Below are 13897 nucleotides of genomic sequence, written 5' to 3' on the forward strand. Positions count from 1 at the left end.
ATAAATGCATGCAAGTACATGCTTGCATTTTTCTTTCCATTCTCTATAATAAGACTTAGTCAGTAGGCCTTATCCTAAAAACATATACTCAAAGGAGAATTTTTATGAAGTATGGACGTATTATCCAAAAACCTCGCGTTAAATTTTTTGAAGTTGCAGATGGCGTCTTTGCCGGTATTTCGCCATATCGCGGCATCAGTTGGGCCAATGCCGGGTTCATCAACAAGGGTGAAGGGCTGGTGTATGACACGTTCTTCGATTTGTTCCATGCGAGGGAAATGCGGGAGGCTTTTATGGAAGTAAGCAACGGCGGCTCTCCCGCATATGTGGTGAATTCGCACTATAACAGCGACCATGCCTGGGGCAACAAAGTGTTTGAAGATGCTTGCATTATTATGCACAAGGAAGCCTCCAGAGAGCGTCTCACCGAAAATATCGCCTGGATGGACAGCGTCATCAGAAGAGGAAAGGATTCTCCGGAATCGACTTCGGGCGAGCGGTTCTTTGCAGCGGAATTTGAAGGATTCGACCTGGAAGGCGTAGAATGGGTACTCCCGAATATTGAGATAAAGGACGATATCAACATCCGTCTTGGCGATACGGAAGTTATGATTTACAACGTAGCTCCGGCCCACTCTGACAGTGACTTGCTACTGTGGATGCCAAAAGAAAAAGTACTATTCGCTGGCGATGTCGTGTTTAACGGTTGTACAGCGTACAGTGAAGAGGGAACCCTCAATTGGGTTAAAGTACTTGATCGCATTATTGATGAATTTAAACCCGAAATCGTTGTTCCAGGACATGGCGCCATCTGCGGCCTGGACTTCGTGGAGGAGCAAAGAGAATACCTATTGAACCTGATCAGCGAGTTCAACAAGCATTACAATGACGAAATTGATTCCTTGTCCCTGACTAAGCAAATTGATATTTCCCGCTTCCTTCATTGGATTCAGCCAGAACGCTTGTATGTAACAGTGGATATCCTATTGAAAAGCAAACGAGGATTACCACCCCTTCCAAGTTGGAACGAGGTGCCTGCTAAGCTGGAAGACATGAAAGCTTTTTTGGTCGGGAAATATGGCAATCAGATCAAGCCATGGGACCCTATGAGTGTTTGGCAAGAATAGCAATTTGAGGAGCCTACAAAACAAAAAACGGCCCTGTCGCAAACGATGCGAACAGTGGCCGTTTTTTTGAATGATCCACGGAAATAAAATCGGCGCTTAGAACCATGGAGATGGACTAATGACTTACTAGTAGAACTCTATTTAAACGATATAACTAATATTTGATGTTAAGTGTATTTCTCTTCTTTAAAGGGATTCCAAGACTTTTCGCGGTAGCCACCATCACTAAACTGCGCGTTAGTTTAACAAAAATGGCATCTTCTGCTGATGAGATCATATCGGGAATGTAACAAAGTTCTTGTCATTGATCCCTTAAATTAGAAAAACCGCGCGGGACGCAGTTTCTTAAAGGACTAAGTTCTTCGTTACCCGTTAGTTTAATCCAATGCCCTTTGATCGATCGTTTGTTGCACAGATTGATCAATTAGTACCTGAAGTTGCCCGTTAGCTTAACGCGGCTACCGATCTATGCCGACAGCCGCGTTTTAGTTTATTAAGCTATAGAGTTCCGTTAGTTGAGTGGCTTTACAATTCTAAAATCATGTTTGAAAAGGCTTCAGTTTTTCTTGAGTTAGGTGAACTAAGGTTGCTCCTAACGTTTCGTTAACGTGGAGTTTTACACGTTCTTGTTCCTCGACAGATCAAGCTTCCGGCTTAACTGTTATGCCCAACTTCTTATAAAAAGGTTGTATCTGCTGCAACAATTGCTCTATATTCATTTGATCTTCCTTTGACAGCCGTTCAATATGAACACTACCATCCGGATCATATTTTTTCTCGTCATAAGCCCTCAATTCATTTAATAATTTTTGAAACTCATCAAATTCTTCTTTGCTGAATATTTGCCCTGCTTCATCTAGCACTCCATTCCAAAAAGTAGTGCTATCTATAAGTTTAACTTCTCCCTTCGTTGATTGAACTTCATTTAATTTGCGAAAGAGTGGCTCTAGCTCTGCGGTTAACCTTCTATAGTTTTTTTGCTCTCCTACGCTCAATCTCTCAATATGAAAATCCCCTTTTGTATCGGCAATTTTCAAATTAAGGAGGCCCCATTCTTTTAGTAAGGACATCCATTTTGTAAACTCCTCTTCACTGAGGTTTTGTTTGGCGGTCTGCAGCTTTGCCTCCAGCTCATCATATTGCTTTTGAGTTACTCCGATATTGTCCCGCGAACCATAGATGGAATCAGCTATGTAGCTATAACCGGCAAAAGCACCTGTTGGGATTAACAATGTAGCGGCCAAAATACATGCAACGACCCACTTTTTCATTCGTCTTCCTTCTTGAATGTGTCCGACTTTGTTAAGTATTTTTTCCTTGAGCTCCGTTGGTGCGTTCCATTCTTTAGTCTCTTCCTTAAAAGCGGTTTTCAATCTTTCATCGAAACTCATTTTACCCCTCCACCTTTCCCATAGCCAGAATGCTAATTTTCTGTTTTTTGCGCATCTTTTGCAAAGCAGCATGAATCCGTGATTTTACCGTCCCAAGAGGGATTTCTAATGTGGCTGCAATCTCTTCTTGCGTGTAATCATTCATATAATGCAGAATAACAACTAGCTTTAGCTTATAAGGAAGTCGATCTACGCTTTCAAGTAGCGATTGATTCGATAGTTTGTTGACCACCTCACTTGAGATATCATAGACCACGGCTTGATCAATCTGTTCAGCTTTTTTGATGATCCGCATATGTGTCCAACTCTTTCTGCGGTGAGCCTGAATTTGCCGCATGACCACTCCCATTAACCAAGGCCGAAACGGCCTGCTTACGTCAAACTTTTCAAGAGACCGGTATAATTGAATATAAATCTCCTGAATGACATCCTCTGCATCTGATGGTTCCCGAATAAGGAAATAAACAGTATTGTAAACGTCCTTAATGGTTGCTTCATATAACTCGCCAAACGCATCACGGTTCCCGGCCAACGTAAGCGAAATAAGCCTTGCATATTCAGATGGATGATTCATCTGCTACCTCCTCCCCTTCGGTCTTACAGTATATATTGGTAATAATTATAGATATCGTTCGAATTATTTCAAAATATAGGACAAGAACTTGTACCGATAAAACAAAAAAGCCGCTAAATTAGCGACTTTCAATGGGAACATGTTCTTGTCCCCCGACATTTGTCGGAATGTTTATTTTGATTTCTGTTCTGTCGTGTCCTCCTTCATGTATAGATCTCTCCCCCTCCCCAAAAAAACCTTACCAAGTTTTTTTGGTGGAATCTCTAAAAAAACTTGCCGTTACTTGTGACACGGTTCACCATAACGGTCATAACGGCGAAATTTTTGTTTACAATGAAATAAAATAAAAGTACCCCAGGCAAGAGCTATAAAGAAATCAATGCAGTAAAAAGACACTGATATTCTATTCATCAGTGTCTTTTTTGTTGATATTTTCCACCAACATCATGTTTCATCGTTGAACTCAGACTAATTCACATTAGCCCTATTCGCTGTAACTGACTTCACTTTCTTGTAATCATTTCAATCAGAGAGTTGTAAATTAAAGCAACTTAATTAGCTCTTCTAGCTCATCAACCAATACTTTTGCAAATTCAAAATTAGTATCTTTTAAAGCCATTTCTATTTTCATTTCAACTGCTTTTTTGTTTTGTTCCGCTTCTAAATAGTCTTTATCAAAGTGACTAGCGTAAATCATCTGTTTAAATTTTTTCATAGTCATTTTTCTAATCGTCTTATTGTCAATGATTAATACATAATCCATACCATTTACAACAGAATAGAAATCATGAGATATCATGAGAATTGCACCTTTATAGTCTTCAATGGCTTTTTCCAGTGCAATTTGTGTATATGTGTCTAAATGGCTTGTCGGTTCATCAAGAAGCAATACGTTTGCATTACTAGCAGAAACTTTAGCCAATTGAAGTATGTTTTTTTCTCCACCAGATAGTGATTCAATCTTTTGATTAACGATTTCGCCTTCAAAGCCATAGTTTGAAATATACGATCTAACTTCATCATAAGTTTTAAAACCAGCATCGATGAATTCTTCTAGTATTGTATTGGAATCTTTTAGTATTTCGCCTTGATTCTGAGATAAATAAGCCACCTTAACATCATCATTTATTTCAATGGAATCATGATTATTGTTAAAGATATCTCGGAGTAAAGTCGTTTTCCCTGTACCGTTTGGACCAATAATGGCTACTTTATCCGTAGATTTTATCTCAAAGCTCACATTCTCTAAAAGCAGTTCATCAAAGGCAACACTATAATTATTGACTTTTACAACAATGTTGTCTTCAATTTCATTCTCAATACCGAAACTGATATTCGGTTGCTTAATATCAACAAATGGTGCCTTAATTCTACGCGCTTCCAATCTCTCTTGAAATCTAACTCTAGCTTTTAACGCTCTACCTCTAGATGCATCTGAATTAATAGTTGCGATAGCTCTAAGATTATCAATAATGTTATCGTATCTCTCAATTTCTTCAGCTTCAGCGACTGCGATTTCTTGCAACTCAATTTTTGTCTGAAGTAATGAGAAGTTATACTCAATATATCGCCCATCAAACTCTTGGATCTCTGTGTTTTCAAGGTGAATAATTTTGTTGAAACAATGATTCAATAGATAACGATTGTGCGTAACAACTAGCAGTATGCCTTTGTGAGTATTAATAAGTTTTTTAAGCGCATTTAGGTTCTCAAAATCTAAAAATACATCCGGCTCGTCCATGATCATTAAGTCTGGACTATTAAGCATTTCCTTCATTACTTGAATAAGTTTGAATTCCCCGCCGCTCAGGTCGGATACCCTAACATCTTTTAGCTTCAAGAGGTTTGCTAGATTTAGCTTCTTATTAATGTTACTCTCAAAATTATCTCCGCCCATTGCATCAAATGCGTCTAAAGCGAATTGATACTTTTCGAGTAACGGCTCAATATCCGATGATGTTTCCATTTCATTACAAATAGATGTTATTTCATTTTGTAGCTTAATAAAATCTTCTCCGATATATTCAAAAACAGTTGTTTCTTTAGTTCTGTCTAGTTGGGAGAACTGACTTACATACCCAATTTTGCAGGTTGGATCTATCTCTAACGTGCCTTCGAACAAATATTTTTCTGGATCCATCAGTATATCGATCAGTGTACTTTTACCACTGCCACTAGTTCCAATAAAAGCGCAATGCTGTGCCTCTTCTAACGTAAATGAAATGTCTTTATATAGTTCTTTTTGTGGAAATGAGAAGGATATGTTTTCAACTTTTATCATAGTAGTGCCTTTCTTTATAACTAAAATGGTGACTATTATTAAATGTATTGTCGAACACAGACTTTTAGAGTAACACTCTTTACTACCAAGTTCAATCCATTTTCAGCCCTTACCCTCACTTCGAAATTCTAATACTTTCTTTAGAATGGTGGCTTGTTGGACGATTTTCAGAATCAACCATTGCTTACTATAATGAAGATCCATCAAAAACGACGTTTACAGAAGATGACTGGACCAATGAAGACAGGGAAGGCTTGTTCGACCACAATATGGTTTCAAAATCGATGGAAGAAGAAGCAGCCTGGACGTTTATCCAATCCCATGAAAATACATCAAACAAAATCATGACAATGATCCACCCTACGCATATTATGGGACCAAGCTTTGTGCCTTGGCACAATGATATAATTTATGCCATGCTTCGCGACGATAGAGCTATGGCAGATTCGCAACTATATTGGGTTGATGTGCGCGACGCAGCGGCAATGAACATTGCGTTGATGAAATCTATGGGTCGCGGACATAGAATCGACGAACTCCCCAAGTTACTATGTTTTTGTCACCCGACAAATAGGACCATCCCATAAATTGAATAAAATAGAGCTAAAAAAGAAGACATTCTTCCTAAAAATGGGGTTGAATGTCTACTTTTTTGAAGTCTATACATACTCCTTAACCAGTTGAGAACCCTGCAGCTCCCTTCGGATCGTCAGTTGATTTCTATGGTCAGGGAGCTTGTGAAATTCGCCCCCGGCTCCAGGGTGATTATTCCCTCTTTAGCTTGAAGTTCACCTTCAAAGACGTCCATATCCGCTACTCCTTGCCAAGGCTCGATGCATATGAAGGGAGCGTTCAAAGGCTGCCAGATGCCGAGGTCGGGAAAACCCTTATAGGTGACAACTACGCTTTTGGCGGAGTGCTTGCTTCTAAGCGAAATCTGCCGAGAGCTCACATTTCGGAAAATCAATGCGCCTTCGGCGAACATTTCATGGGATAACGGCAGGATGGTCTCTTGTTTCAGAACGGGCTCCGATTTGCCGCTGATCAGCAGGCCGTCCGAATTCAAGAACAACCTTTCAAGGTTTTCCGATTCAGCGAACTCCAGATAGTAATCGCTCAGGCTACCGTTGTCATCAAGCGGACAATTGAACGCCGGGTGGGTCCCGAGCTGGAAGAAGAGATTCTGTTCATCGCTATTTTCCACCCGGTAACTAAGTTCCAGTGTGCTTGCATTCAGTTTATATGTAATATATAGGTTGAATTTAAAAGGATAACTGGCCAGGGTTTTCTCATCATAAGAGAGGCGGTAAACCGCGTGGGTGTCGCTTTCTTGGACTAGCGTAAATTCGCTGCGTCTGGCGAATCCGTGATTGCCGATCTTATAGGCTTTGCCGCCCACCTTAATCTCTCCGTTCCGGGCCGCACCAATAATGGGAAACAGCACCGGAGAACGACCTGTCCAATACGTGGCGTCACCGCTCCAGATGTATTCAGCTTCCGGATCCAGCTTTCTGAAGCTGATCAGTTCCGCCCCAAGGGTATTAATCTCAGCTTCTGCCGAGCTGCTGCGCAAAATTTTATTCATTGTTGTACTCCCCTTTCATACTTATAGTCCAGATACCCATATTATATCAAAATTCTTGAGGGAGTTGAGAAAACGACAGCCAATTCATCAGCTGCCGTTTCTTCGTGCTTATTGAGCTATCGTTCTCCGTTAGTTGAATCCATCTAAACAACTTTTAGGACGAAATAATAAAAAGCATTACCGTGAGACAGGTTCTCTACATGTTCATCCATCCACCATACCCCGTATGAATAGAAATATGTCCCTTTTTGTGTAGGTGCATGAAAGCTATTTTCTTTCACTTCAACTTCTTCAGATATGTCTTCATAGATTTGGTTGACATGGTGTTTGTTCGGTTGCGGCTCATAGTTCATCACAAATGTAATAACTTCACCAGGCTGTACAGTAACTGGATTTTCACCTTTTAAAAGCTCAACTGGACCAATTGTGTCCACACATCGGCTTTGGTTTTTTGAGTCCCAACAATATGTGCCGAGTTTTGTCTCATACATTTGTTCACCAATCTGAATTTCAGCCTTAGGCGGTTGCTCTTCCTCAAGCACCTTGTCCATTGGCACTAAATCATCACCATTTGGTTGAGCGCTAGAACAACCAACTAAGCCCATGAGAACGAGAGTCATTACAAAGGGCAGTAGAAATTTCTTCAAATTTAACACCCCCAGTTTAAATAACGACGTTTACTGTTCAAACGAAAGAACAAGTAGTTATGTTGCGATGAGGAAGTAGTAGGCAACCTTTATGGCGCACCTTTTTCTAAAATCCCGTCTCGTCGTCATTAAACTAAACTGCCCGTTAGTTGAACAAAGGCAGCCGATAACAATGACCGGCTGCCTTAATAATTCAATGGGCCAACTAAAGATAATACCCCTCGTCTCCATGGACTTTTAGATAGTCTCCCATTGCCTTCAGATCAAAACGTATCTGTAGCGGTCCTTCATCATTCCATGCACCGATATGAATGTGCGGGTGTCTTGCGTATCCGTTGTTTCCAACTCTTGCAATAACATCGCCAGCCTTTACCTTATCACCTTCGCAAACAATTATATCCATTACGTGCGCGTAGTAAACTCGAACCCCATCTGGACGCAGAAATGTAATCGAACTCGCTCTAGTATCCTCCCTTCCCTCCATGCTCCATCATGTGTCGCTTAAAGTCAGCAATATCTTTCTGCGTGGCTTGACCGGCATCCTGCAGATCCGGATCAGTCCGAAGCATCCACTTCCTAAACGTGCTCCAAGTTGCCTTGTAATTGTTAATCGTGGAAGTGGTTCTTTTCACTCCCAACGTTTTTGATTTAATATCAATTCGGCCTTCTGATATCTTGCCCGAGATTGTACCCAACGCGGGTTCTGTTCTAAAACTCGTATTAGACCGTATAGAAACTAATTCTACACGGCCCTTCAAAAATCCTATTTTATTGGATAGATTGTCAACAGTCACGTTTCCGCGGACTTATTACGAACCGGGATATAAGATCAATGATTGATATAATGGGCATATAATTGCTCGAAGGTTGTAAAATGTTCGACTTCTCTACCGACCTTACCATATTCGTCTACATATTCATCCATCATTTCAAGGAACTTCTCTTTCATTACTGGTAAATCACTTGCATCAAAGTACTGCATGAGATCAAATTTCTTGGTTCCTTTTTCCGCAGCCATTTCATCAAGATATCCTTGTACTCCAAAGGCTGAAAGAAAGGCATAGGAGGCATCGTTCGTTTTAACACTGTTCAAGATTTTATTGCGGTAGTTGCACCACAATTCTTCGTAAGTTCCCCTCAGATTATCAAAAGTCGGAGCGAGTTTAACAATGAAGTTATCACACATCTTGCTATGTAACCTCGTAACGCTGTTCAACATATTAAAAGAAGCAATTCGGATCTCTTCAATGGTATGAGCTTCGATGACTGACATGTATAAGGATTCGAGATCATCTGGAACATAGCGATACGAGCGTATTTCTTCTAAATATCGCTTGATTCCTCGTTTGATGCACGTGTTGTTCATGTTGACCAAGGCATTGACCAGATTGTACAGAACGCCGGCAGATGCATGTCTCACTGAACCGATATTATCACCCAGCATCGTATCGCTGTATGCTTGCTTAGCCAGATCGATCCATTTTTTTGCTCGATTAAGACACGCTTCTCCTATCGGCTCCGCAAGCGCATCAAGAGCTTTTTGCTTAAAGTCGTTCAATTTCTCCAAATCCTCAGGCTTTGCATAATAGAGAATTTTAAGCTCGGTTAGGCTTGATACGTTGGGACTCTCTAAGATGGATTGTGCGTGTATTCTTGTATCCCATGGTGTGCAATAGATGTCATAGCCAACGTCATCTAAGATGAAGCAATCGGATATTCCCCATCCCCTTTCTGTATTATTTATGATAATTAAATCAAGATCGCTCTTCTCGTGAAAGTCCCCGGTGCTAAACGAACCAGTAAGCCCAATAATTGCGATATCGTCTCGAAAATCTCTTCTTGCGCGTTCGATCACCATGTTGATCAGCAGTTCATTTTTGTCCAGCAGCTTCTTCTTTATGATTTCGTTCATTCATTACACCCCTTTATATGAGCCGGCCGTCCTTCATTACAACAACCTTTAACTAGAGTCTATCGATTTAGAGGTGCGGTTGCTATGTATAAGTTGAATTAATTCATCTTTGCACAAAATCCGCTAAGCCGTCGATCTGACGATTTAGCGGATTTCATTAGTTCTTTTTATAAATAATTTTAAATCAATTGTTCCCGCGTCTACTACTGCAGCTGCCCCTCGATTAATTGAAGAACGCGATACAAGAACGTCGCCGCTTCAGCCCTGCTGGTCGTACTCTTCGGCTTCATATAGCCGTTAGAGCCCGTAACCAGCCCATACTCGAACATCGTTGCCACGCTGTCCGCAGCATATGGCGCAATCTGGCTCGCATCACGGAAGCCCTCAAGTGTTGAACCGGATGCGGACGGCTTTATTGCCCCCGTCGTATGCAGCGCTCGGGTCAGCATAACCATAGCATCCTGGCGGCTGATTGAATCACGAGGAGCGAAGTTAACTTCGTTCACTCCCGAAGCGATTCCCAATTGCTTGGCGATGGACACCGCATCGTAGTAATAATCATTCGGCTTCACATCGGCGAACGTCGAGGCGATTTCGGCACGCAGGTCAAGCATGTTCGCCAGCATCAAGATAAAATCAGCTCGCGTTACCTGATTTGCGGGGCTGAAAGTGCCCTTTTCGATCGAGGTGCCTTTGACGATGCCTCTTTCGGCCAGCTTATCGATCGCCTCGCGCGCCCATTCATGCTTGCCAAGGTCGGTAAATGCAGCCGGATTCTTCCCGCCGATAGCATAGACGCCGACATGGTCGATGGAGAATCGCAGCATATCCTTGTCTTTGTCATAAGACGCGCCATTAATTGCCGCCGCGCTATCGCCCATCAGCTCGAAAGCTTGCAGATCAACAGCTTGCTCTCCCGCTTGAAGCGAATACGGAATGGCAATCGAAATCGGTGCCTTCGCATTTTTCCAAGACAGAGACTCACCGTCCAGTTGCAATGCAACTTCTACGATTGGCCTGTTGCCGATCCGCCCGGCCGCTTCGTTACTGCGATACTCGCCCGCATAATCGCTTACGATTACGAGCAGCTTTCCAGCATTCTCCTTGACTCCTGCCAGCATGTCACCAGTCAAAACAAGCTGAGCGTACGGCGTGGAGATATGCAGAATCAGATTAGACTGGTTCGTCAGATTAGCCGCCGGAAGCTCCAAAGCATAGCTCCCAGCCGCGTTCGACGACTTCAATTCAACATGAACATGTTTATTACCTTTGCTGTCGGCCACTGCCCTCTGAATGGCGGCATTCAGATCCCACGCCCCGACCGCAGCGGCAGCCTGCTGGCCGTTCATCGTCGGGACAAGCACGGCTTTGACTGAACCGTCCGATTGCAACGTATACGGATCTTGCGCCTGACCGCCTCCACCGTTGCTTCTACCGCTGCCTCCACCGCTGCCTCCACCGCTACCTCCACCGTTGCCTCCACCAGTGGAAGGCGGATTGCGATATTCGAAGGCGACCTGCTCGGAAGTCGTCATGTCATCTGTTTCCAGCTCGACCGTATACTTCCCTTGCTCTTCTCCGGTCAACGTAAAGGTGATGCGGAAGCTTCCGTCATCCTCAGTGCCCGTCTGACCGGTATATTGAATGTTGCCTTTTGGGTCAAGCACTTTCACATACAAACGTTCTTTCTTGCCGTTCATGACCAGACCGTCAATCGTGACTTTCTTCGTGGAAGCGTCCACAGCGGCTTGTATGCCGTCCAACGTCTTTAGCTCTTGCTTCGGGGCAAGATCGTATACGCCGAATTCATAGAAGGAATAACCGTAAAACGTTGCCCGATTCAATCCCTCAAACTTGATGTATCTTGCCGTCGTTGCCGGGAATACCAGGGTGTTCTTGCCGTCGGCAGCTTTAACCACGCCATTGTTGCCGACTTTCAAGGGCTCCCACGTCTGCTTATCATCCGAGACGCTCAGACGGTATTGGTCCGCGCGCGCATATTCCCAATCGATGCGGATCGTATCGAAGGTTTGCTGGCTGTCCAGATCAACCTGGAACCAAGCCGTATCGCGCACTTCGCTCGCCCAACGCGTGGCCGGTGCGCCGTCCAACGCCTTCGCAGGCTCCAGACCTGCGGCCTCCGTCGAGGATGCCTCTGCTTCTTTATCTTGTGCGATGCTGCCAGCCTCATAATACACACCTTCCTTCAGCGCCGTATAAGCGCCTTCCGTTACAAACTCAAGGCCTTTAGCTTCTTCCAGCTTCGCATTGAATGCCACCAAATAGTCCCTGGCTTGCTCAGGGTCGCTCTCTTGCGTACGCTCCATCATGATCAAGGCGTTGCGCATAGCGCGTACCGTATCGGCATTGCTAAGCTGCTTGTTGTCCGCGTACTTATCAACAAGAGCCAATAGGCCTTCAGCGCCCAAACGAGCTTCTATTACGAATTTAACCGTCTTGGATTTGGCAGCCGCCACCGTCAGCTCCAGCACATGCTTACCCGGCTTACCCGTCAGATCTACAACAGTTCCTTCCGTATAAGGCTTGCCGTCATACTTGGCCGTAACTTTAACAATCCCGCTCCCGTCATCTCCCGGAATGGTCCAGGTGAAGGCGGCTTGTGTCGTATCAGGCACGATCGTATGCTCCGAGATCGGCTGCCCGTTCATGAGCGCTACAACATCAGGCGGAGCAGCGTCTTGCTCCTGATAAGTGCCTTTAGAGAATTGGTATAGCCAATCGTAAAGCACGCGGGTAGCTGGGTCTGTGCTTTTCGCCGCTTTGTATACAGCGTTGTTGCCTTGATAGTAAGCTTTATATCCATGCTGCATCAGACCGGTATCCACGCCGCTGTTCAAGTACTCGATGAACCGCTCGCGGAAGACGGCGTCGTTGATCATCCGGTCGTCGAATTCCAGCTCCAGCGACATGCCGTACCGCTTCGCCATATCCGCTGTATCCTCCAGACGCGAAGGGTCCAGTTTCTCGAAGAAATAGTTCGGCTGCAGAGATACGGCATCAATGCCGACATCCTTCCACATGAATGCCTTATAGGCCATAAAATGAGGAATCCAGAACAGCTTCAGGCCTGCGTTACGAACGATGTCGCTCGCTTTCTTGACCATCTCCGGCCCGGTCGCATGCGTGCTGATTTGTTCCTCCAGCCAATACATGCCGACGAGCTCCAGGTTCGAGTAGCCCGCAGCCGTCCATCTGGCTTGCACTTCATCGACCCACCACTGAATCGCTTTGGCCCTGTTATCCAGCGATGCGGCATCGCCGACCGCACCTACATCGAAGTTCAGATCCTCGCCGTCAATGCTGCCGAAGTCGGACTGGTACTCGCCCGGTTCTGGAATCATCAGAACAACCTTCGTCTTATGGTCGGGCTCGCCAAGCTTCACGCCTGCCTCGACCGTCGCCTCGTTCAACGCGCTCATATCGCCGCCAGCGTTAAACGTTTTATCCAAATACCATTCCCATTCCTGTTTTCTGGCTTTGCCGGCCGCTTCTGTCGCTCCGAAGCCTCTGCCGTTATCCGATGTCAAGCCCAGATACAGCACGCCGTCGAACAGCCAATCGACAGGCTCTCCCTGCTCGTTCACATAACTGATATTAGGGATAGCCCGTTCCTTCGTCCAATTTCCTGTGCCGTCCGCGTAGTGTCCGTTATACAGCAAGCCCAGGTTTTGAATCCCGCCAGTAGCATCTCCAGGCTGCAGGAGGGCGTAAGGCTCAGGCTGTACCGGCTGCGCTCCGGCGATCAAGCCATCCGCACCGGTAATCGTCACCTCGTCAATCATGCTCCATGCCCTCGGATGCATGGAGAACACTACTTTTACATACCGAGCGTATACGAGTCCTTCGGTATAATCGCCACGCTTGACAGCTCCCGTTTCAGGGCTGCCGTCCCATGCAAATGTCTCGATGTTGGTCTGGTCGCCCCATAACAACTGAGTTGCATTATGAGACAATACGCCCCAGCTCACCCCATCGTCCGACGCGTAGAACGAAACGGTGAGCGGCACAAGCGTTTCGTTGTTCGGCCAATCGTGCAGGAAACTCGCGCTCACCTCCTGAACCGTCTTTTGCTCGCCTAGATCAAACACAACCGAACGGGATTTCTTGTTGCGGTGGCCCACCCAGTTGCCGCTGTCACGCGAGGGGTCGGCGGCATTGCCGTCCGTCAGCTTCGTCCCGTCATCCGGGAAAGCGCCCTCCGGCTGTTCCGACCATGTGTACATTTTCCCTTGGGCCAGATTATAAAAGCCGGCACTTTCTCTGCCCACCTCCTCCGCATTCACAGACGATATTAACGATAACAGCATGACTGGGACAAGCAGCAAAGCAGTCAAACTTCGTCTAGTTTTCACCTAATCT

General features: G+C 44.8%; 8 protein-coding genes. 1 reads left to right on the plus strand and 7 read right to left on the minus strand.

All coding sequences use genetic code 11. From position 1 onward, the window contains the following. The first annotated feature begins 104 nt into the window (after positions 1-104). Positions 105-1127 carry an MBL fold metallo-hydrolase gene (locus tag NYE54_RS16820; RefSeq protein WP_339264681.1) on the plus strand — a complete coding sequence of 341 codons (1023 nt, stop codon included), beginning with the start codon at positions 105-107 and terminating at the stop codon, positions 1125-1127. Between the two features lie 641 nt (positions 1128-1768). Here the strand turns inward: NYE54_RS16820 and NYE54_RS16825 are convergent. From NYE54_RS16825 to NYE54_RS16855, 7 genes are all read right to left on the minus strand, one after another. Continuing rightward, complete coding sequence (locus NYE54_RS16825; RefSeq protein WP_339264682.1) at positions 1769-2518, minus strand: DUF3600 domain-containing protein; 750 nt, start codon at positions 2516-2518, stop codon at positions 1769-1771. A gap of 1 nt (position 2519) precedes the next feature. Beyond that, on the minus strand, positions 2520-3092 hold the full coding sequence (locus NYE54_RS16830) for a sigma-70 family RNA polymerase sigma factor (protein ID WP_339264684.1): 573 nt from the start codon (positions 3090-3092) through the stop codon (positions 2520-2522). A 541-nt stretch (positions 3093-3633) separates the two neighbouring features. Beyond that, positions 3634-5373, minus strand: a complete 1740-nt coding sequence (locus tag NYE54_RS16835) for an ABC-F family ATP-binding cassette domain-containing protein (RefSeq protein ID WP_339264686.1) — start codon at positions 5371-5373, stop codon at positions 3634-3636. A gap of 709 nt (positions 5374-6082) precedes the next feature. Beyond that, the gene (locus NYE54_RS16840) at positions 6083-6958 is read right to left on the minus strand and encodes an aldose 1-epimerase family protein (RefSeq protein ID WP_339264688.1); all 876 of its coding nucleotides are present in this window, start codon (positions 6956-6958) and stop codon (positions 6083-6085) included. Between the two features lie 143 nt (positions 6959-7101). Beyond that, positions 7102-7605 (minus strand): hypothetical protein, encoded by a 504-nt coding sequence (locus tag NYE54_RS16845; RefSeq protein WP_339264690.1) that lies wholly within the window; start codon positions 7603-7605, stop codon positions 7102-7104. 829 nt (positions 7606-8434) lie between these two features. Then, positions 8435-9517 (minus strand): nucleotidyltransferase domain-containing protein, encoded by a 1083-nt coding sequence (locus tag NYE54_RS16850; protein WP_339264692.1) that lies wholly within the window; start codon positions 9515-9517, stop codon positions 8435-8437. 203 nt (positions 9518-9720) lie between these two features. Beyond that, complete coding sequence (locus tag NYE54_RS16855; protein WP_339264694.1) at positions 9721-13890, minus strand: DUF4855 domain-containing protein; 4170 nt, start codon at positions 13888-13890, stop codon at positions 9721-9723. Between the last annotated feature and the right edge of the window lie 7 nt (positions 13891-13897).

Origin of the sequence: Paenibacillus sp. FSL K6-1330, assembly GCF_037976825.1 — a bacterium.
In the GTDB taxonomy this organism is placed as follows: Bacteria; Bacillota; Bacilli; order Paenibacillales; family Paenibacillaceae; genus Paenibacillus_AQ.

Excerpts from the sequence above, each read along its gene's own strand:
- NYE54_RS16850 (WP_339264692.1), bottom strand. The coding sequence starts at position 9,517 with ATGAACGAAATCATAAAGAAGAAGCTGCTGGACAAAAATGAACTGCTG.
- NYE54_RS16825 (WP_339264682.1), bottom strand. The coding sequence starts at position 2,518 with ATGAGTTTCGATGAAAGATTGAAAACCGCTTTTAAGGAAGAGACTAAA.
- NYE54_RS16840 (WP_339264688.1), bottom strand. The coding sequence starts at position 6,958 with ATGAATAAAATTTTGCGCAGCAGCTCGGCAGAAGCTGAGATTAATACC.
- NYE54_RS16830 (WP_339264684.1), bottom strand. The coding sequence starts at position 3,092 with ATGAATCATCCATCTGAATATGCAAGGCTTATTTCGCTTACGTTGGCC.
- NYE54_RS16820 (WP_339264681.1), top strand. The coding sequence starts at position 105 with ATGAAGTATGGACGTATTATCCAAAAACCTCGCGTTAAATTTTTTGAA.
- NYE54_RS16835 (WP_339264686.1), bottom strand. The coding sequence starts at position 5,373 with ATGATAAAAGTTGAAAACATATCCTTCTCATTTCCACAAAAAGAACTA.